We start from the raw sequence: 18,378 nt of genomic DNA, 5'->3' as shown, positions 1-18,378 counted from the left end.
GCGGTGACGAACTGGAATATCTGAACCGACCGAGCAGAGCCGAGGGGGAGGCCGGGTCCGTGGCGTACGTGGGCGAAATGGTGCTGGACGACGGGCAGGTCGTGCTGCTGGAGGTGGCGGGCGACGGACCGGCCGGAGTGCAGCGCGTGTCGCGTGGCGGCCAGGTCGCGGGCGCGGCGGAAACCCTGCAACAGGCCCTCGCCCGGGTCCGTCCGGCGCTGGGAGCGGTCCTGGAGAACGCCCGCGCCCTGCCCAGAACGCCCGACTCCGTCACGGTGGAGTTCGGGATCACCCTGAGCGCGGAGGCGGGCGTGGTCGTCGCCCGCGGCTCCACCGAGGCGCACTTCACGGTCACCATGAACTGGGCGAACGACCCCGAACTGCCCGCCCAGCGCACCACCGATGCCCGCCCCTGACGACGAACTCCCGCGCGGCATCGCCCGCTTCTGGAGCACGGACGGCGAGGTCACGGGCACGGGTTTCCTGATCGCCGAGAACACGCTGTGCACGTGCGCGCATGTGGTGGCGAGTGCGCTGGGAGTGCCCGACACGGACCTCTCGCCGCCGTCGGGGCCGGTGACGGTCGACTTCCCACTCCTGCCCGAGCCCTCCGCCCGCGTACCGACGACGGTCACGCACTGGCGCCCGGTGGCGTCGGACGGCGGCGGCGACATCGCGCTGCTGAGCGTGGACCCGGTGCCGGGGACGGCAGCGGTACGCCTGGCGGGCGGCACGTCGGTCTGGGACCACCCGTTCCGAGTCCTGGGCTTCCCCCTGCGCACCGACAACCACGGAGTCTGGGTGGACGGCCGCCTCCGCGCCCCGGTGGGCAAGGGCTGGACGTCGATGGAGCCGCAGGGCCGGGCGATCGGCCGGGGCTTCTCGGGCGGCCCGGTCTGGGACACGGAACAGGGCGGCGTGGTCGGCATGACGGTGGCCGCCGACACAGGGGCGGGCGCGAGCACGGCGTATCTCATCCCGGCCGCGCACCTCCTGGGCCTGGACCCGGCCCTGTGCCCGTCCCCCTTCCGGGGCCTGGAGGCCTTCCGGGAACAGGACGCGGCGGTGTTCTTCGCCCGCCAGGCGGACAGCGCGCGCATCGCGGAGGCGCTGCGCGACCACCCGTTCGTGCCGGTGGCGGGAGCGTCAGGGGTGGGCAAGTCCTCGCTGGTACGAGCCGGGGTACTCCCTCTGCTCCGCGCGGCGGGCTATTCGGTGACGGACTTCGCGGGCCAGCCGGACACGGACCCGGTACGGACGCTGGGGGAGGCGCTGGGGGCCGAGTTCCCGTCGGTACGGGACCTGGCGCGCGCCCTGGGCCATGACCGCGAGACGGCGACGCTGCTGGGCGCGGGTGTGCTCAGGGAGTCAGGGCCTGCCGGGCACGTGATCCTTCTGGACCAGTTCGAGGAGACGGTGGGGGCGCGCCCGGCCGACGCCCGTGCCCTGCTGGATGTCCTGCTGCCGATGGCCCGCGCCGCGCATCCGGGGGGCCGCCGCCTGCGGGTGCTGGCGACTCTGCGGTCGGCGTCCCTGGAGGAGTTGGTGACGGGTGGCCGTGCGGAGGCGCTGAGCGGCACGGTCCAGATGGTGGCGCCCATGACTCCCGCCCAGCTGGACGAGGTGGTCCGCCGCCCGATCGAGGCGATTCCGGGGGTGGACTTCGAACCGGGCCTGCCGGAGGCGCTGGTCGCGGAGGCAGGGGGCGAACCGGGGGCGCTCCCGCTGGTCGAGTTCGCGCTGGCGGAGCTGTGGGACCGGAGGGAGCACGGCCGCCTGACGCACGCCGCGTACCGGGAGATCGGAGGCGTGGAGGGAGCGCTGTCCCGGTACGCGGACCATCAACTCACCCAGGTCTGCAAGTCCCCCGGCGGCCCCGACGAGGCCACGGCCCGCCGCCTCTTCGAGCGGCTGGCCCGTCCGGTGCGGGGCAAGGAGTACGCCCGTGTCGCGCGGTCCTTCGACCAACTGCCGGCGGAATTGCGGGCGGCTGCACAGGCGTTGGCGGGGACTCGGCTGCTGGTCATCTCACGGGACAGCTCGGGGCGGGAGACGGTCGCGCTGGCCCACGAGGCCCTGGTCCGGCAGTGGCCCACCTTGCGGGGGTGGCTGGACGAGTCCCGTGACTTCCTGGCCTGGCACGAGAAGCTCCGGGGGCGGGTGCGGGAGTGGGAGGAGAGCGACAGGCACGAGGATTTGTTGCTGCGGGGGAGGGAGTTGGGGGTGGCTCGGGCTCGGGTGGGGGAGCTGTCCGACTTGGAGTCCGGGTTCATCCGCCTCAGCAGGCAGTATCAGCGGCGGTCGGTGCGGCGGAGGCGAACGGGCGTGGCGCTGGTGACGGTGCTGGCCGTGGTCGCGGCGACCCTGACGTACTTCATTACGCAGGCGGGGCGGGACGCGCAGCGCAGGGAGCGGGTGGCGGCGGCGAATGAGCTGGCGGAACGGTCGATGGAGCGGTTCGACGAAGACCCGGTCGAGGGAGCCGCGCTGGCGGTGCTCGCACATCGGACGGCGCCGACCGAGGAGACGCACAGGGCGCTGCTCAATGCCTATCCCGGTATGTCCATGGCCCGCAGCGTCCGCGAGGGGTTCCTGGACGGGCGGGTGAAGGCACTGGCCGCCTCGGCGGACGGGAGCCGGGTGGCGGTGCTGGAGGAGGGCGACCGGGGCGGGCTGCGGGGGTGGGCCGTCACCGGGCTGTCCGCCGGCAGACCGCGCAAGCACCGGCTGCCCGGGGTGCCCGAGGGCGTTGACTCGGTCGCGGTCAGCGATGACGGGGCCCGGATCGCGGCGGCGGGGCCGGACGGGCGGGGGAGGGTGTGGCGGTCTCGCGACGGCGGGATCGTGGACGAGTGGAAGGAGCGTCCAGGGCCGGCGGGGGCAAGCAGTGTCGCCCTGGACTTCTCGGGCGACGGCAGGGTGTTGCTGCACGTGGCGGCCGTGACGGAGGAGGAGTACGAGGGGGCGGGCACGTGCCTTGAGGGCACGAAGCAGGACCGGGTGCGGATACACCTGCGTGACACAGGTCGCGGGCGTACGACTGGACCGCCGCCCGGCGTACCCGGGGCGGACAAGTGTCTGATGGACGCTGCGCTGGTCGCCGGCCGGGACGAGGGCGAGTCGCTGATCGTCGTCCGTGAGGAGGCGCCCACGGGGGACGCCCGGGAGCCCGAGACCGTGCGTGCGCACGCGCTGAGTTCCGGCTCGCGGCGATGGACGGACGGGCCCTTCGACATGGCTGTGCTCGGTGCCGGGGGCCGGACGCTGGGGGCCGCAGGGGTGCGGGAATTCGACGGAGGCTATCGGAATCCGGCCACCGGCGACCGGATTTTGGCGGCGGGGAGATACCGGTCGCAGTCGGTCTCGGACGCGACGGGACGCTTCGTCGGCGGTGACGTGACACGTGATGCCGTCTGGCACGACACCGCGACCGGCGCGGACTACATGACCTCGCGGCCCGGCGCCTACGTGGGGATCCGGGAGGCGTGCCCCGACAACGCGCGCGACGTCATCACAGCGCGGGGCTCGGGCGGTCCGGTCCTGCACGTCCTGTGCGAGCGGGATCTCGTGTCCTTCCGGCTGGCCCCGGTCCACGACCTGCCGAGGCATGACTGGAAGGAGTCGGCCGCGTTCGCCCCGCAGGGCACGCTGGCCGTGGTCGGCGAGGCCCATGCCTCCGCGCTGTCGGAAGCCCGCCTGGTGATCGCGGTGGGCACCGGGAAGCACCGGCGGCAACTGCGTACCAAGAGGGCCGGTTTCAGCGCGGACTCCGACAGCGTCGTCTTCAGCAGGAGCGGACGCTTCCTGGTGGCCTTCGGGGACACGGGCTGGGCGCTCTTCGAGCGGGGGTCCACCGGGCTGCGTCTGGTCAGAAGAGCGATCGACGTGAAGGCCGACCCCGCCGTGCGGGACGTCCGCTCGCTGAGCGGCGACGACTTCCTCGTCCTCGGCAAGGGCGGCGTCCAGCGGCTCGACAGCCGGGGCGACCTCGCTTCCGCCCACGCGCCGGGCTGCGACGACCCGGAAAGCTCGCCCTGTCTGGCCATCGAGGTCTCGCCCAGGGACGGGACGGCCTGGGTGCTGCGACAGGACGGAACAGTCACCTTCTGGGACCCTGAGGAAGCCGAGGGGCGCGGCACCACGTGGCGACTGGGCCCACTCAGGGACGAACACCACCGGCTGGGGCTGCGGTTCCGCGACGACGGAGAGCGCGTGGCGGTGATGCTGCGCGACGGTTTGGCCGTGCTGGACCCCGACACGGGGGAGGAGCTTCGGCGGCTGCCCGTCGGAGATCAGCCCGTGGTCAGGGCCTACGGCGCCGACGGGCACATGGTGCTGACCTCCGTCCACAACTCAGGCTCCGGTGCCGGGCTTTGGTCCGAGGAAGGCGAGCAAGCGATCGGCCTGCTGGACGGCCTCTGGGAAGAGAGCGCCTGGCGCATCGACGAGGACGGGTTGCACTACGGCACGGACTGGGGGATCTGGCGCATCCCCTTGAACCCCGACGCACTCGTCAAAGCCCTCTGCGTCCCCCTGGCCGACTACGCCCTGCCGAACGGCGAAGCGCCCTGCCCCGCGAACCCCCACTAGAGGGGCCCCCGGAACAGGGCGCGAAAGAGTCGTTCAGGCCACGATCAAATAGATCCCGTACCCCACCGCCGCCGCGCAAGCCGCGAAGCACGCGTACGCCCCGGTGACGGCCGCAGCCGCGGACCCGCCCTGTTCCGCCGCCCGCTCGCGGCGCGCGAGGCCCGCGATGCCGAGGGTGAACAGGGCCACGAGGGCCACGGTGACCACGAGGCTGACGCCGAAGACGGAGCCGAGAGCCGCCCAGTCGATCTTCATGGTGGTGTTTCCTTCGCCGGGTGGGGGAGGTCAGACGGTGGTGGCCGGCGACGCGGCCGGGGCCGGAGACGGAGCCGGTTCGGTCACCGGGGCCGCGATCGTGGCCGTCAGGTCCTCGCTCACCGCCCCCGCGGTGGGAGGCGGAGCGACCGCCGCGACCGCCGTGGTCACGACACCCGCGGGCTCCTCCGGCTCGGGCTCGTTGACGTTGGTGTGGTCGACGACCTCGCGCCGCGAGATCTTCCAGATCGCCGCGCTGGAGGCGACCAGGAACGCCGCGACCAGCCCGGTGCCCCAGCTGCCGAAGCCGGTGACCCACTCCGCGATCGCACCCACCAGGGCGGCGGCCGGCAGGGTCAGACCCCAGGCGACGAACATCCGCGTGGCCGTCGACCAGCGGACGACACCGCCCTTGCGGCCGAGACCCGCGCCCATCACCGAGCCGGAGACGGAGTGCGTGGTGGACAGGGAGAAGCCGAGGTGGGAGGAGGCCAGGATGACCGTCGCCGCGCTGGTCTGGGCGGCGAAGCCCTGCTGCGGCTGGAGGTCGGTCAGGCCCTTGCCCATGGTGCGGATGATGCGCCAGCCGCCGAGGTAGGTGCCGAGCGCGATGGCGAGGCCCGCCGAGAGGATGACCCAGACGGGCGGGTCGGAGTCGGGGGCGACGGCGCCGCCCGCGACCAGGGCGAGGGTGATGATGCCCATGGTCTTCTGGGCGTCGTTGGTGCCGTGGGCGAGGGAGACCAGGCCGGCCGAGGCGATCTGCCCGGCGCGGTACCCCTTCTCGGACGCCTTGGACCCTTCGGCCTTCTTGCCGAAGGAGTACGTCAGCCGGGTGGCGAACATCGCCGCGACGCCCGCGACGATCGGGGCCGCGACGGCCGGGAGCAGGACCTTGGTGACGAGCACGTCGCCGTGGACCGCGCCGACGCCCGCCGAGGCGATGGTGGCGCCGATGAGGCCGCCCATGAGGGCGTGCGAGGAGCTGGAGGGCAGGCCCACCAGCCATGTCAGGAGGTTCCAGAGGATCGCGCCGACCAGGGCGGCGAAGATGACCTCGGGACGGATGCCGGCCTCGTCGACGAGACCTTTGGAGATCGTGTTGGCGACCTCCACGGAGAGGAAGGCGCCGACAAGGTTGAGCGCGGCGGACATGGCCACCGCGACCTTGGGCTTGAGCGCGCCGGTCGAGATGGTGGTGGCCATCGCGTTGGCGGTGTCGTGGAAACCGTTCGTGAAATCGAACGCGAGTGCGGTTACCACCACAATCGCGAGGATCAGCGAGAAGCTTTCCATTTACCCAGGCAATCGTTCGAAGTCATCGGTCGGCTGAAGGTAGGAAACCTGAGTGAACGGAAGGTGAACTGGGGCGGGCCGCGCGGTGTCGGAACACGGGGTCCAGGCATTCCGCTTTCACCGTGCGGTTCCGCTTGGTGACGTACGGCAGATGCGCGGCGGGATCAGGTGCCCCGGGCGAGCTTTTTGAGCTGTTTCAGGGAGCCGTTGAAGAGATTCTGATCACCCGGAAGGGTGCCGCCGTTGTCGTACTGCCAGAAGGTCCACGCCGACCATCCGGCGGGCAGCGTGCCTGCGTCGGAGGAGCTGTAGCGGGCCACCCACAGCGCGTGATCGGCGGCCAGGTCGCGGTTGCCGCCGGTGCAGGTGTTCCACCAGTGAGTGGTCGTGTAGATCACCGGGCGGCGGCCGGTGAGCCGTTTCACCTCGTCGCTGAACGCCTTGATCCAACCGACCGTCCGGGACCGGGACAGGCCGTAGCACTTGTGGTCCTTGTCGTACGGGTTGTATTCGATGTCCAGCGCGGGCGGCAGGGTCCAGCCGTCCGCGGTCCAGCCGCCGCCGTTGCGCACGAAGTGGGCGGCCTGCTTCCTGCCGGAGGACTTGTCCGGGAGCGCGAAATGGTAGGCGCCGCGGATGAGGCCGGCGCTGCGTGAACCGGTGTACTGCTGGTTGAAGTAGGGGTTGCGGTAGGTGTGGGACTCGGTCGCCTTGACGTAGACGAACCGGGCGCCCTTGGCCCTCGCCCGCTGCCAGTCGACGTTCTTCTGGTGCGACGAGACGTCGTGCCCCTTGGGCCTGCTCGCCGCGGCGGCCGGTGACTCGGCCAGCGCGGTTCCCGCTACGGCCAGCGCGGCCGCGGACGCCGCGAGGACGCGGGCGCGGTGGCGGGACGGTGTGCGATCACGAGCCATGTTTCCCCCCGGAATGGCGACGTGCACAACAAATCAGCCAGAGAGTAGGGGATGGGGCAAGAATGATCGGTGTTCCTCGGCCAAGTACGGATAGCGACCGTTTTGGGAGCCTATGCCCTCTTCCGGAGGTTGGGCTTCCGGCCTAAAGTGCCCCGACTCCACGGTGTTCGAGGGGCGGACTGGCAGGATCACGGCATGGCTGAGCGGCGAGGTGAGCAGCGGGACGTGGGGGAGCGGTGGCCGGAAGGTGTGGGTCCCGAGGAGGCGCGGGCCTGGGAGGAACTGGTCACGACGGCCCGGCGGACAGTGACCGAAGGGCTCGTCGTCGGCACCTCGGGCAATGTCTCGGTGCGCGTCGGCGACACCGTGCTGGTCACACCGACGGGAGTGCCGTACGACAGGCTCGGACCGGCCGACGTGACCGGCGTGGACCTCTCCGGCCGCCGGGTGCTCGGCACGCTCCGCCCGACCAGTGAGCTGCCGATGCATCTCGCGGTGTACGCCGCCACCGACGCGCGCGCCGTCGTGCACACCCACGCGGTCCACGCCACGGCCGTCTCGACGCTGGTCCAGCAGGTCCCGGCGATCCACTACATCACCGCGGACCTCGGCGGCCCCGTCCGGGTTGCCCCCTATGCGACGTACGGCACCGCGGAGTTGGCCGAGAACATGCTCCGCGCCCTCACCGACCGCACGGCCTGCCTGCTCCAGAACCACGGCACGCTGACCTACGGCACGACCCTGGCCCAGGCCTACGACCGCACCTCCCAACTGGAGTGGATGTGCCGGGTCTGGCTCACCGCGTCGTCGGTACCGGGCCTGACCCCGTCGCTCCTGACCCCCGCCCAACTGTCCGAGGTGGCGGCAAAGCTGAAGGGCTACGGCCAGCAAGGCTGACACGCCGAAATCCACGGCCCGGAATCCACGGCCCGGAATCCACGGCCCGGAATCCACGGCCCGGAATCCGCGTCCCGGAATCCGCGTGCCGAGATCCGCTCGCCCAAACCCACACGCCGGAATCCGCGCCACGGCCTTCCCGGCGCCGCCGCCCGGTCACCCCCCATCCCCCTCCCACTGGCCCCCCGAGCCGTCCGCCAGGACACTGGTGGGGTGCGCACTGTCACAGCGACGGCCGCTGCCGTCACCATGGCCCTGGCCGCCGGGGCGGCGAGCGTGGCCGCCGGGCGGCTGGCCAGCGATGCCGCGCTGAAGGCGCCCTCGGGCAGGCCGCTGCCCACCGAACCCCGGCTCACGGTGCACGGCACGGCGGCCGGGCAGATCACGCTCACCCGGGATCTCGCCTCGCTGCGGCCCGGTACCTACGGGCTCGGCGGCGACGGCTCGCACGCCGTCGTCGGCGCCGTGCTCGGAGCCGCGAGCCAGACCGCCGACACCGTCGTCCGCCGGCTGGAGCGCGTCACCCATGGCAGCCTCACCCCCGGCGACAAGGTCTGGCTGACCCCGAATCTCCATGTCGGCGACCCGGCCTCCGCACTCGGTCTCGACCACGCCGACGTCGAGATCCCCGGTGAACTCGGCATCCTGCCCGCCTGGTTCGTCCCCGGCAGTCGCGCCACCTGGGTCATCGCCGTGCACGGACTCGGCACCACCCGCGAAGTCGCCATGAACGTCATGGAGTTCCTCCATGCCCGCCACTTCCCGGTGCTCGCCCCCGCCTACCGCGGCGACCTCGGCGCACCCCGCCCCCCGGACGGCCTGAACCACCTCGGCGAGACCGAGTGGCGCGACCTGGACGCGGCGATCCGCTACGCCGTCAGCCACGGCGCCGAACAGGTCGTCCTGCTCGGCTGGTCCACCGGCGCCAGCATGGCCCTGCGCGCCGCCGCCCGCTCCGGGCTGCGCGGGCGCGTCTCCGGCCTCGTCCTGGACTCCCCGGTGCTCGACTGGGAGGCCACCCTGCGCGCCCTGGCGTCGGCCCGCCGCACCCCGGGCGCCCTGCTCCCGCTCGCCGTCCGCGCCGCCCAGGGCCGTACGGGCCTGTACGGCGACCACGCCGGCCCCGAGCACACCCCGGACACGCTCACCGTGCCGACCCTGATCTTCCACGGACCCGACGACACGGTCGCCCCTTGGGACCGCTCCCGGCGCCTCGCGGCCGCCCGCCCGAACCTGGTCGCGCTCCAGACGGTCAAGCGGGCACCCCACGGCGCCATGTGGAACGCCGACCCCACGGCCTACGAGGAATCCCTGCGCCGCTTCCTGACCCCGCTGATGTAGCACCTCCGGGAGGGCCGGTCGCACCCGTTCCGTTTAACCCTGTACGGCTGGCCTGATACCGGTGCCCCACCGCCCGCCGGACCCCGTGCGTTGGCCATCCCCGTCGCCCCTCGTGACATTCCGTTTGGGTTTTCGGACCGTCAACCGGAAGACTGCACCCGTGACGTCCCGTATCCCGCGCGACTCCAGGCTTCGACTCGTCCGCCCGCGACCCCTGGCCGCCGCCCCCAGAGCCGTGAACCAGCGGCGCCCACGCCGCGCCGCACCACGCCCGCCGGAAGGCACCCCGGCCCCCGCGGAACTGGCCGGAATGGCGCGTTCCCTCCTGGCCCCGGCGGCCCGCGTCGCCCGCTGGGCGGACGCCGCCCTGCGCCCCGGCCGCGACGGCACCCCCTCCGACGGCAAGGGCACCCTCTCCGACGCGACCGCCGAGAAGGCCGCCGCCGATCTGGGGCTGACCGTCGCCCAGGTCCGCGCCGACTGGGACACCGCCCGCCTCGCCGGGCTGGTCGAGGTGCACGGCGACAGCGCCCGCCCCGGCTGGCGGCTGCGCGCCTGGAACCGCGACGACAGCGCCGTACTGCGCGGCTGGGTCGCCCTCTTCGACGCATGGTCGCTCGCCTACCCGGAGCCCGTCGACCACGCGCCCGCCGCCGTCGCCGAGGTCGTCTCGGCCATGCCGCAGGTGCTCTCCTTCCTCCAGCTCTCCGCCGGGCCCGTGCCGGTGACCCAGCTCCTGGACCTCCTGGAGCAGCGCGTCACCGAACTGCGCACCGAGCGCTGCGAGATCCCGTACGGCCCCCAGCCCCTGCCCGACGCCGAGGCGCTCGGCGACCCCGCCGCCGACACCCCGCTCGCCCCCCTCCTCGACTGGGCGCTCACCGCCCTCGCCTCCGTCGGCGCCCTCACCTACGGCGACGGCCAGGCCACCCTGACCCCCCTCGGCAGCTGGGCGGTCTGGGTCAAGCTGGAGCAGATCTGCGTGGCCGCGCAGAGCCCCGCCGGGAACATCGAGCAGTCCGCCGAGGACATGCTCCGCGGCTGCGCCCAGTTGCGCCCGAACGCCGCCCGCGCCGAGTACCGGGCCTGGCTCGCCGCCCGGCCCGTCGGCAGCGCCGTCACCGAGCTGATCCACGCCGCCCGCGGCGAGGACGCCCTGACCCGCGGCCTGGCCTTCGAGGCGCTGCGCGTGGTCGGCGCCCCCGCCGAGCCCGACGTACGGGCCGTGGTCGACGAGCCCGCGCTGCGCCCGTACGCCCTGCTGTGGCTGGCCGAGCACGACGGGGTCGACCCCGAGGACGCCCACGAGGTCCTCACCCGGGAGGAGGCCACCTGGCTCTGGGTCGACACCGCCGCTGCGGTCGCCGACCACGGCGAGGCCCCCATGCTGGTACGCCATCTGGAGTCGGCGGTCCAGCCCACGGTCCCCGCCCTCCTGGAGGAGGTCCGCGCCGTCGGCCACCCCCGCACGGTCCAGGTCCTCGTGGCCCTGGCCGCGGCCCACCCCGACCCGGCTCTGGCCAAGGCGGTCCGTCGGGCCGCCTTCCAGGTCCACACGGGCGGCAGCTGACGCGGGCGCCGGCTCAGCGGAAGGTGTCGCAGCGGGCCATGTCCCCGCTCTCGTACCCCCGGTAGAACCACTCCTGCCGCTGCTGGGCCGAACCGTGCGTCCAGGTCTCCGGGGTCACCCGGCCCTGGAACCGCTCCTGGATCCGGTCGTCGCCCACGGCCGCCGCCGCGTCCAGCCCGTCCCGGATGTCCGCGTCGGTCAGCTCGGTGATCAGCGGGCGCCCGGTCGACTCGTCCGGGGTCGTCGTGGCGTGGTGCGCCCACACCCCCGCGTAGCAGTCGGCCTGGAGCTCCACCCGTACCGCGTTGCTGCCCGCGCCGGTCCGTCCGTCCCGCGACCGGCCCAGCGTGCCGGTCAGGTTCTGCACATGGTGCCCGTACTCGTGGGCCACCACGTACGCCTGTCCGAACGGCCCGCCCTGGGCGCCGAACGTCGTGCGCAGGTCCTCGAAGAAGCCCAGGTCCAGATAGACCTTGCGGTCGCCCGGACAGTAGAACGGCCCCACCGCGCTGGTCGCCGACCCGCACGCGGTACCGACTCGCTCGCTGAAGAACACCGTCGGCGAGCGCCCGTACGCGCCGCCGCGCCGGGTGAACTCGCCGTCCCAGAAGTCCTGCACGCTGTTGACGACGGCCACCATGCGGCAGTCGTCACGGGCGTTGGCGTCCTGCCCGGTCAGACACGCCTGCTGGACCTGCGCGAGACCCGACGCCGGGGCCGCGGGCTGCTCGCTGCCGTCGGTCAGTCCCAACTGGTCCGGCCCGACCCCGAACAGCAGCGCGAGCACCAGGGCCAGCAGCCCGGCCAGACCGCCGCCCACGGTGGCCCGGCCACCGGGGATCCGGCTGCCACGCACGTCCTGCACCTCGGAGGTGTCCAGCCTCGCGTCGTCGTCGAACTGCATGGGGCCTCCGCGCGCTCCGTGCCCCCGCGGCCATCCTCACCCCCCGTCCCGCCCCGGTCGCGGACAGGCCGCCGAACGGGGGACCGGGCCGGTGGCCGGGCGTGCCGTACGTCACGTGCGGGCCCGAGGCCGGAAAACCGCTTGCACGTCCCCGTTAGACTGGCCGCATGGCCATTCTCCTCGCGCATTAGACGGCGGGAACGCCCGCCCGTCACCCGCCACCGCCCATGCAACGGCGCGCTACGCGCGGCACCCCTCGATTCGCCCACCCCGCCAATCCACCCGCCCTGGAGTCTGACCGTGATCTCCGCCACCGGCATCGAGCTGCGCGCCGGCGCCCGCGTTCTCATCGAATCCGCAACCTTCCGCGTCGCCAAGGGCGACCGCATCGGTCTGGTCGGCCGCAACGGCGCCGGCAAGACCACCCTCACCAAGTGCCTCGCCGGACAGGGCATCCCGGCCGCCGGCACCATCACCCGTTCCGGGGAGGTCGGCTACCTCCCGCAGGACCCGCGCACCGGCGACCTCGACGTGCTCGCCCGTGACCGCATCCTGTCCGCGCGCGGCCTGGACGTCCTGATCCGCAAGATGCGCGAGAACGAGGAGCGCATCGCCAACGGCAAGGGCGCCACCCGCGAGAAGGCCCTCAAGCAGTACGAGCGCCAGGAGACGGAGTTCCTCACCAAGGGCGGGTACTCCGCCGAGGCCGAGGCCGCCACCATCGCCGCCGCGCTGAACCTGCCCGACCGGGTGCTCGGCCAGCCGCTGCACACCCTCTCCGGCGGTCAGCGCCGCCGTATCGAGCTGGCCCGGATCCTGTTCTCGGACGCCGACACCCTGCTGCTCGACGAGCCGACCAACCACCTCGACGCCGACTCGATCATCTGGCTGCGCGACTACCTCAAGACCTACCGCGGCGGCTTCATCGTGATCTCCCACGACGTCGACCTGGTCGACACGGTCGTGAACAAGGTGTTCTACCTGGACGCCAACCGCGCCACGATCGACATCTACAACATGGGCTGGAAGCTCTACCAGCAGCAGCGCGAGGCCGACGAGAAGCGCCGCAGGCGCGAGCGGCAGAACGCCGAGAAGAAGGCCGCCGCGCTCAACGCCCAGGCCGACAAGATGCGCGCCAAGGCCACCAAGACGGTCGCCGCGCAGAACATGGCCCGCCGCGCGGAGCGCCTGCTCTCCGGCCTCGAAGAGGTCCGCCAGTCCGACAAGGTCGCCAAGCTGCGCTTCCCGGAGCCCGCGCCCTGCGGCAAGACCCCGCTGACCGCCGAGGGCCTGTCGAAGTCGTACGGCTCCCTGGAGATCTTCACCGATGTCGACCTGGCCATCGACAAGGGCTCCCGGGTGGTCATCCTCGGGCTGAACGGCGCGGGCAAGACGACCCTGCTGCGGCTCCTCGCGGGCGTCGAGCAGCCGGACACCGGCGCCGTCATCCCCGGCCACGGCCTGAAGATCGGCTACTACGCCCAGGAGCACGAGACCCTGGACCCCGACCGCACGGTGCTGGAGAACATGCGCTCGGCCGCGCCCGACATGGATCTCGTCGAGGTCCGCAAGGTGCTGGGCTCGTTCCTGTTCTCCGGTGACGACGTCGACAAGCCGGCCGGGGTGCTCTCCGGCGGTGAGAAGACCCGGCTGGCGCTGGCCACGCTGGTGGTCAGTTCGGCGAACGTGCTGCTGCTCGACGAGCCCACCAACAACCTCGACCCGGCCAGCCGCGAGGAGATCCTCGGCGCGCTGCGCACCTACAAGGGCGCGGTCGTCCTGGTCACCCACGACGAGGGCGCCGTGGAGGCGCTCCAGCCGGAGCGGATCATCCTGCTGCCGGACGGGGTGGAGGACCTGTGGGGCGCCGACTACGCGGATCTCGTCGCCCTGGCTTGATCGAAAGCGTGATCCACAGCGTATGGATCATTCGGCCGATCCGTGATCCATCATCTGTGTGAGATCTCCTCGTACCGAGGTGTGTCCTACATCCATTGCGCGGCCGAGCCCTTGGCACACAAGGGCTCGGCCGCGGTGCGTCCGTGACCTGGCACTTTCCGGAACAACCCATTCGGCGGTACGGAGACGGCTTCTCGGAATTGTCGATTCCACTTGTGTGGACCGACTCCTGTCGTCAAATCCGTGTCTTACGGACCTTGCCGAATGGGTGGCCATCAGGCCCGGGAGGGGTGATCATGAGGAGACCAGAGCGCACTTCCCATGAGGAGGCACGGGTGGCCGAGACTCTGAAGAAGGGCAGCCGGGTTACCGGCGCCGCGCGCGACAAGCTCGCGGCAGACCTGAAGAAGAAGTACGACTCCGGTGCGAGCATCCGAGCGCTGGCCGAAGAGACCGGTCGCTCGTATGGCTTCGTACACCGGATGCTCAGTGAGTCGGGCGTCACGCTGCGTGGGCGTGGCGGGGCGACGCGCGGCAAGAAAGCCGCCGGCTGACCTCGGGCGGCCCCTGCGGCTTCGATGGTGGCCACCCGGTCGATCGGTCGACCGGCCGGGTGGTTACTGTGCAGTCACTTAGCTGACCGCACCCCATCGGAGGCGCCCCATGGCTTCGCTCGACCCGGTTCTCGACAAGGACGGCGTACGACTCACCGTCGACGACGCAGTCGCCACGGTGACGCTGACCAACCCCGCGAAGCGCAACGCGCAGAGCCCCGCTCTGTGGCGCGCGCTCACCGAGGCCGGTCGGCTGCTGCCCGGATCCGTCCGGGTCGTCGTGCTGCGGGCCGAGGGCAAGTCGTTCTCGGCCGGCCTCGACCGGCAGGCGTTCACGCCGGAAGGCTTCGACGGCGAGCCGTCGTTCCTCGATCTCGCACGCGGCAGCGATGCCGAGCTCGACGCGACCATCGCCGAGTACCAGGAGGCTTTCACCTGGTGGCGGCGGAGTGACATCGTCTCCATCGCCGCCGTCCAGGGACATGCCATCGGGGCGGGCTTCCAGCTCGCTCTCGCCTGCGACCTGCGCGTCGTCGCCGACGACGTGCAGTTCGCCATGCGCGAGACCAGCCTCGGCCTGGTCCCCGACCTGACGGGCACCCACCCCCTGGTGGGCCTCGTCGGCTACGCCCGCGCGCTGGAGATCTGCGCCACGGGCCGCTTCGTCACGGCCGAGGAGTCCGTGAACACGGGCCTCGCCAACGTCGCCGTGCCCGCCGACCAGCTCGACGGCGCCGTACGCGACCTCACCGCCGCCCTGCTCGCGGCCCCCCGCGACGCGGTCATCGAGACCAAGGCCCTGCTGCGCGGCGCCACGGAGCGCACGTACGAGGACCAGCGCACGGCGGAGCGGGCCGCCCAGGCGCGCCGGCTGCGGGACCTGGCCGGCATCGGCGAGTAGTCCGGCGCACAGCCGCTCACCCGGCGATGTCCGTGACCAGCACGGCCACCGTCGGGTGATCAGTGAGCGCCGCCGACACCGCGGTACGCACCTCGCGGGCCACGTCCACGGCCCGGTAGGCCCGGAACACCGCGATCTCCACGCGGACGTGGCGGCCCGGGAGGGACGTGCCGGCGGGGCGTTCCTCGATGTGTACCGGGCGGCCGAGGGCGGCCAGGGTCGCGGTCAGGGCCGTGACGCCCGGTACCGCGAGGGCGGCCTCGGCCACCCGGGCCTCGTCGCCGGGGGCCGGGTCCCTGGTGGGCGGCGGGTCCTGCGCGGTCCGCCCGGCGGGCTCGGGGGCCTGTTCCAGCAGCGCCGTCACCCGTAGGTCCACCTCCGTGACCGTCAGGCCCAGGCGCCGGTCCGCCGCCCCGGCGAGCGTGGCGCGCAGGGCGTCCGCCACCGTGGGCAGCGGCTCGGCCGCCGTCGCCGCGAACTCCGCCGACACCCGCAGGGGCCCCGGCCACAGCGCGCTCGGCGGGGCCGGTACGGCCGGTTCCGCCGCCCGCTCCGGATCCACCGGCGCGATCCGCACCGCTTCGAGGCGTACCCCCGGCAGGTCGTGCGCCGCGCGCTCCAGCACCGCCACGGCCGCCTGTTCCACGATCCACGCGCCGTCCCGCGCTCCGCCCAGCGGCAGCAGCCTGCCCAGCCCGAGCTGTCGCCGTACCGCTCGCGTCCATCCGTCCGCCGTCATTACTCCAGCCTGCCCCATCCCCGGGGCGCAACGGCGCAACCGCACTTACGGTGGTCGAAGGAGGACGAACCGGAAGGGACGTACTGCCATGAGCGAGACGACACCGAAGCCCCAGGGCGAGCAGGAGTCGACCGTACAGACCCGCAAGACCGTCCGGCGCGGCGGCGGTGACCCGTCCACCCGGGGACGCACCACCATCGCCGACGGCGTCGTCGAGAAGATCGCGGGGCTCGCCGCGCGTGACGTCGTCGGTGTGCACGCGATGGGCAGCGGGATCAGCCGCACCTTCGGCGCGGTGCGCGACCGCGTGCCCGGAGGCGGCTCCAAGTCCGTCACCCGCGGAGTCAAGGCCGAGGTCGGCGAGGTGCAGACCGCGCTCGACCTGGAGATCGTCGTCGACTACGGCGTGTCCATCTCCGACGTCGCCCGCGCGGTGCGGGAGAACGTGGTCGCCGCGGTGGAGCGCATGACCGGCCTGGAGGTCGTCGAGGTCAACATCGCGGTGAGCGATGTGAAGCTGCCCGACGAGGAGGAAGAGGAACTGGAGCCCAGGATCCAGTGACCCGGACCGGACGCAGTACCGCTGAGGGGAGCGCACCATGAGCATGGCCGTGGTCGGCATGATCGCCGGCATGGCGCTGGGCTTCGCCGGGTACTTCGGCGGCTTCGGTGCCTTCCTGCTGGTGGCCGCCCTGGGCGCCATCGGTTTCGTCGCCGGCCGGTTCCTCGAAGGGGACCTGGAACTCGGTGACTTCTTCCGCAGCCGCGACGACCGACGCGACCGGCGGTGACGGCCGGCCCCGGTGAGGTCCGCGTCCCGCGGGCCGCCGTGCCGCCCGGTGAGCGCGGCGCCACCCGGATCGCCGACCGGGTCGTGGCCAAGGTCGCCTCCCGGGCCGCCCGCGAGGCGCTCGGCGCGCTGCCCAAGAGCGCGTCGCCGCCGTACGCCGGGGTCACCGTGCACCACGACATCGCCCATGTCCGGATCCACCTCGAACTCGACTACCCCACCGACATCGGCGCCCGCTGCGCCGCCGTGCGTCGTCATGTCGCCGAGCGGGTAGGCGCGTTGGTGGGCATGGAGGTGCCGGAAGTAGCCGTCCAGGTGGAGCGGCTGCACGCGGCACACGGCACGGAGGTGAGGACGCGATGAGCGATTCCCAGGGCTCCGAGGGCACCACCCGGCCCCTTCCGGTGGTCGAGAAGGACACCGGCACCCTCGACCAGAACGCCTCCGCGGCCGGCTACGACGCCCCGCCGCCGGTCCTCGACGACGACGGCGCGAACGGCCGCTTCTGGTCCGCCCGCCGGGTCCCGGCCACCGTGGTCGCGCTGCTTCTGCTGCTCCTGACCGGCGTGTTCCTGTACGACGTCGCCGCCGTGCGCGCCGACCGGAACGCCATGGCCTGGCGCGGCGAACTGGCCGATCAGCTCGCCGAACGGCCCCTGGACGACACCTGGGTCCTGGTCGGCGCGGGTGTGGCCGCGGCGCTCGGCCTGTGGCTGCTCCTCCTGGCCACCACCCCCGGCCTGCGCGCCCTGCTGCCGATGCGCCGCACGCACTCCGACATCCGCGCCGGACTCGACCGGGACGCCGCCGCGCTGGTCCTGCGCGACCGGGCGATGGAGGTCGCGGGCGTGCAGTCGGTACGGACCCGGGTGCGCCGCAAGCACGCCGACGTGCGCGCGGTCTCCCACTTCCGCGACCTGGACGACGTACGCGAGGACCTGGACCGGATCCTCGCCGAAGCGCTCCGCGGCCTCGGCCTGTCCCGGCCGCCCGCACTGTCGGTGCACGTACGCCGGCCCGGACGGAAGGGGTGAGGGCGATGCTCAGGGCCGTCAACCGCGTCGTACTGGCGGTGCTCGGAGTCCTGCTGATCCTGCTCGGCGGCTCGGTGCTGGCCGTCGGCCTGGGGCTGAACCCGCCGTCCTGGTGGATCCACGGCAGCGAGCACGATGTCCTGCTCAGCGACTCCGAGCGCACCCGCTGGCGGGACGAGGGCTGGTGGTGGCCGGTCGTCATCGCGGTGCTCGCGGTCCTGCTGCTGCTCCTGCTGTGGTGGCTGACCGCCAACCTGCGGCGCCGCCGCCTCACCGAGGTCCTGGTCGACACCGGCGACGGCGAGGGCGCCCTGCTGCGGGGCCGCGCGCTGGAACACGTACTGACCGAGGAAGCGGGCCTGATGGAGGGCGTCCACAAGGCCCACACCCGTCTGACGGGCCGCAGGAACGCCCCCGAGGCCCGGGTGCGGCTCCTCCTGGAACCGCATGTGGACCCCGGTACGGCGCTGACCGACCTCACGGACGGCGCCCTGACCCACGCCCGGGACTCCGCCGGCCTGGCGTCGTTGCCGGCGGAGGTCAGACTGCGGGCGGCCAAGCACCGCGCGGAACGAGTGAGCTGACGGCTCGGAACCCCTGCCGCGGCCCCGTCCGGGTGCTGCCGGGGCGCCGGTGTCCCGCCCGGCGCGCGGGCTGGGCCGGCGCCGGGTGTGGCCCGGGGCCACGGGCGGCC

At 72.8% G+C, this 18,378-nt stretch carries 18 protein-coding genes; 13 read left to right on the top strand and 5 right to left on the bottom strand.

Annotated elements, in window-relative coordinates:
- The first annotated feature begins 59 nt into the window (after positions 1-59).
- Positions 60-416: a CU044_2847 family protein gene (locus GA0115233_RS24430; RefSeq protein ID WP_250746993.1), complete on the top strand. Its 357-nt coding sequence runs from the start codon at positions 60-62 to the stop codon at positions 414-416.
- Positions 403-4,590, top strand: coding sequence for an nSTAND1 domain-containing NTPase (locus GA0115233_RS24425; protein ID WP_093722436.1), 4,188 nt, complete (start codon positions 403-405; stop codon positions 4,588-4,590). Before GA0115233_RS24430 ends, GA0115233_RS24425 begins: the two co-directional genes overlap by 14 nt.
- A 33-nt stretch (positions 4,591-4,623) precedes the next feature.
- On the opposite strand, the gene GA0115233_RS24420 is transcribed toward GA0115233_RS24425, so the two are convergent.
- The 3 genes from GA0115233_RS24420 to GA0115233_RS24410 form a co-directional block, all read right to left on the bottom strand.
- A complete protein-coding gene (locus GA0115233_RS24420) occupies positions 4,624-4,845 on the bottom strand; it encodes a hypothetical protein (RefSeq protein WP_093722435.1) in 222 nt (73 codons plus the stop codon).
- Positions 4,846-4,875: 30 nt separating this feature from the next.
- Complete coding sequence (locus GA0115233_RS24415; RefSeq protein WP_093722434.1) at positions 4,876-6,141, bottom strand: inorganic phosphate transporter; 1,266 nt, start codon at positions 6,139-6,141, stop codon at positions 4,876-4,878.
- A 164-nt stretch (positions 6,142-6,305) separates the two neighbouring features.
- A complete protein-coding gene (locus GA0115233_RS24410) occupies positions 6,306-7,055 on the bottom strand; it encodes a lysozyme (protein ID WP_093722433.1) in 750 nt (249 codons plus the stop codon).
- Between the two features lie 195 nt (positions 7,056-7,250).
- Here GA0115233_RS24410 and GA0115233_RS24405 point away from each other — a divergent pair, with 195 nt between their 5' ends.
- From GA0115233_RS24405 to GA0115233_RS24395, 3 genes are all read left to right on the top strand, one after another.
- Complete coding sequence (locus GA0115233_RS24405) at positions 7,251-7,952, top strand: class II aldolase/adducin family protein (RefSeq protein WP_093722432.1); 702 nt, start codon at positions 7,251-7,253, stop codon at positions 7,950-7,952.
- Positions 7,953-8,165: 213 nt separating this feature from the next.
- Positions 8,166-9,293 carry an alpha/beta hydrolase gene (locus GA0115233_RS24400; protein WP_093722431.1) on the top strand — a complete coding sequence of 376 codons (1,128 nt, stop codon included), beginning with the start codon at positions 8,166-8,168 and terminating at the stop codon, positions 9,291-9,293.
- A gap of 160 nt (positions 9,294-9,453) precedes the next feature.
- Entirely contained in the window at positions 9,454-10,863 is a 1,410-nt protein-coding gene (locus GA0115233_RS24395; RefSeq protein WP_176711926.1) for a hypothetical protein, read from the top strand.
- Positions 10,864-10,876: 13 nt separating this feature from the next.
- Here the strand turns inward: GA0115233_RS24395 and GA0115233_RS24390 are convergent, their stop codons facing one another.
- Complete coding sequence (locus GA0115233_RS24390; RefSeq protein ID WP_093722429.1) at positions 10,877-11,767, bottom strand: KPN_02809 family neutral zinc metallopeptidase; 891 nt, start codon at positions 11,765-11,767, stop codon at positions 10,877-10,879.
- Positions 11,768-12,067: 300 nt separating this feature from the next.
- On the opposite strand from GA0115233_RS24390, the gene abc-f reads away from it, so the two are divergent.
- The 3 genes from abc-f to GA0115233_RS24375 all read left to right on the top strand — a co-directional run bounded on the left by abc-f (position 12,068) and on the right by GA0115233_RS24375 (position 15,121).
- Complete coding sequence (abc-f, locus tag GA0115233_RS24385; protein ID WP_093722428.1) at positions 12,068-13,666, top strand: ribosomal protection-like ABC-F family protein; 1,599 nt, start codon at positions 12,068-12,070, stop codon at positions 13,664-13,666.
- A 335-nt stretch (positions 13,667-14,001) separates the two neighbouring features.
- The gene (locus GA0115233_RS24380) at positions 14,002-14,220 is read left to right on the top strand and encodes a helix-turn-helix domain-containing protein (RefSeq protein ID WP_019758351.1); all 219 of its coding nucleotides are present in this window, start codon (positions 14,002-14,004) and stop codon (positions 14,218-14,220) included.
- 109 nt (positions 14,221-14,329) lie between these two features.
- Entirely contained in the window at positions 14,330-15,121 is a 792-nt protein-coding gene (locus GA0115233_RS24375) for an enoyl-CoA hydratase/isomerase family protein (RefSeq protein WP_093722427.1), read from the top strand.
- A gap of 16 nt (positions 15,122-15,137) precedes the next feature.
- Here GA0115233_RS24375 and GA0115233_RS24370 read toward each other — a convergent pair whose 3' ends face one another.
- Positions 15,138-15,860 carry a nucleopolyhedrovirus P10 family protein gene (locus GA0115233_RS24370; RefSeq protein ID WP_093722426.1) on the bottom strand — a complete coding sequence of 241 codons (723 nt, stop codon included), beginning with the start codon at positions 15,858-15,860 and terminating at the stop codon, positions 15,138-15,140.
- Positions 15,861-15,948: 88 nt separating this feature from the next.
- Here GA0115233_RS24370 and GA0115233_RS24365 point away from each other — a divergent pair, with 88 nt between their 5' ends.
- Genes GA0115233_RS24365 through amaP form a run of 5 tightly spaced genes read left to right on the top strand, consistent with a single transcriptional unit; the run spans position 15,949 to position 18,268 of the window.
- Positions 15,949-16,422, top strand: coding sequence for an Asp23/Gls24 family envelope stress response protein (locus tag GA0115233_RS24365; protein ID WP_093722425.1), 474 nt, complete (start codon positions 15,949-15,951; stop codon positions 16,420-16,422).
- Positions 16,423-16,459: 37 nt separating this feature from the next.
- Positions 16,460-16,651: a hypothetical protein gene (locus GA0115233_RS24360; protein ID WP_093722424.1), complete on the top strand. Its 192-nt coding sequence runs from the start codon at positions 16,460-16,462 to the stop codon at positions 16,649-16,651.
- Positions 16,648-17,013, top strand: a complete 366-nt coding sequence (locus GA0115233_RS24355; protein WP_093722423.1) for an Asp23/Gls24 family envelope stress response protein — start codon at positions 16,648-16,650, stop codon at positions 17,011-17,013. Before GA0115233_RS24360 ends, GA0115233_RS24355 begins: the two co-directional genes overlap by 4 nt.
- Complete coding sequence (locus GA0115233_RS24350; protein WP_093722422.1) at positions 17,010-17,684, top strand: DUF6286 domain-containing protein; 675 nt, start codon at positions 17,010-17,012, stop codon at positions 17,682-17,684. Before GA0115233_RS24355 ends, GA0115233_RS24350 begins: the two co-directional genes overlap by 4 nt.
- Positions 17,681-18,268 carry an alkaline shock response membrane anchor protein AmaP gene (gene amaP, locus GA0115233_RS24345; RefSeq protein ID WP_093722421.1) on the top strand — a complete coding sequence of 196 codons (588 nt, stop codon included), beginning with the start codon at positions 17,681-17,683 and terminating at the stop codon, positions 18,266-18,268. Before GA0115233_RS24350 ends, amaP begins: the two co-directional genes overlap by 4 nt.
- The last annotated feature ends 110 nt before the right edge of the window (positions 18,269-18,378 follow it).

This window comes from Streptomyces sp. DI166, assembly GCF_900091315.1.
Classification (GTDB): Bacteria; Actinomycetota; Actinomycetes; order Streptomycetales; family Streptomycetaceae; genus Streptomyces; species Streptomyces fuscus.
This window is presented reverse-complemented; position numbering and strand designations above follow the sequence as displayed.

Excerpts from the sequence above, each read along its gene's own strand:
- GA0115233_RS24425 (WP_093722436.1), top strand. The coding sequence starts at position 403 with ATGCCCGCCCCTGACGACGAACTCCCGCGCGGCATCGCCCGCTTCTGG.
- GA0115233_RS24420 (WP_093722435.1), bottom strand. The coding sequence starts at position 4,845 with ATGAAGATCGACTGGGCGGCTCTCGGCTCCGTCTTCGGCGTCAGCCTC.
- GA0115233_RS24415 (WP_093722434.1), bottom strand. The coding sequence starts at position 6,141 with ATGGAAAGCTTCTCGCTGATCCTCGCGATTGTGGTGGTAACCGCACTC.
- GA0115233_RS24410 (WP_093722433.1), bottom strand. The coding sequence starts at position 7,055 with ATGGCTCGTGATCGCACACCGTCCCGCCACCGCGCCCGCGTCCTCGCG.
- GA0115233_RS24405 (WP_093722432.1), top strand. The coding sequence starts at position 7,251 with ATGGCTGAGCGGCGAGGTGAGCAGCGGGACGTGGGGGAGCGGTGGCCG.
- GA0115233_RS24390 (WP_093722429.1), bottom strand. The coding sequence starts at position 11,767 with ATGCAGTTCGACGACGACGCGAGGCTGGACACCTCCGAGGTGCAGGAC.
- GA0115233_RS24375 (WP_093722427.1), top strand. The coding sequence starts at position 14,330 with ATGGCTTCGCTCGACCCGGTTCTCGACAAGGACGGCGTACGACTCACC.
- GA0115233_RS24370 (WP_093722426.1), bottom strand. The coding sequence starts at position 15,860 with ATGACGGCGGACGGATGGACGCGAGCGGTACGGCGACAGCTCGGGCTG.
- GA0115233_RS24365 (WP_093722425.1), top strand. The coding sequence starts at position 15,949 with ATGAGCGAGACGACACCGAAGCCCCAGGGCGAGCAGGAGTCGACCGTA.
- GA0115233_RS24360 (WP_093722424.1), top strand. The coding sequence starts at position 16,460 with ATGAGCATGGCCGTGGTCGGCATGATCGCCGGCATGGCGCTGGGCTTC.
- GA0115233_RS24350 (WP_093722422.1), top strand. The coding sequence starts at position 17,010 with ATGAGCGATTCCCAGGGCTCCGAGGGCACCACCCGGCCCCTTCCGGTG.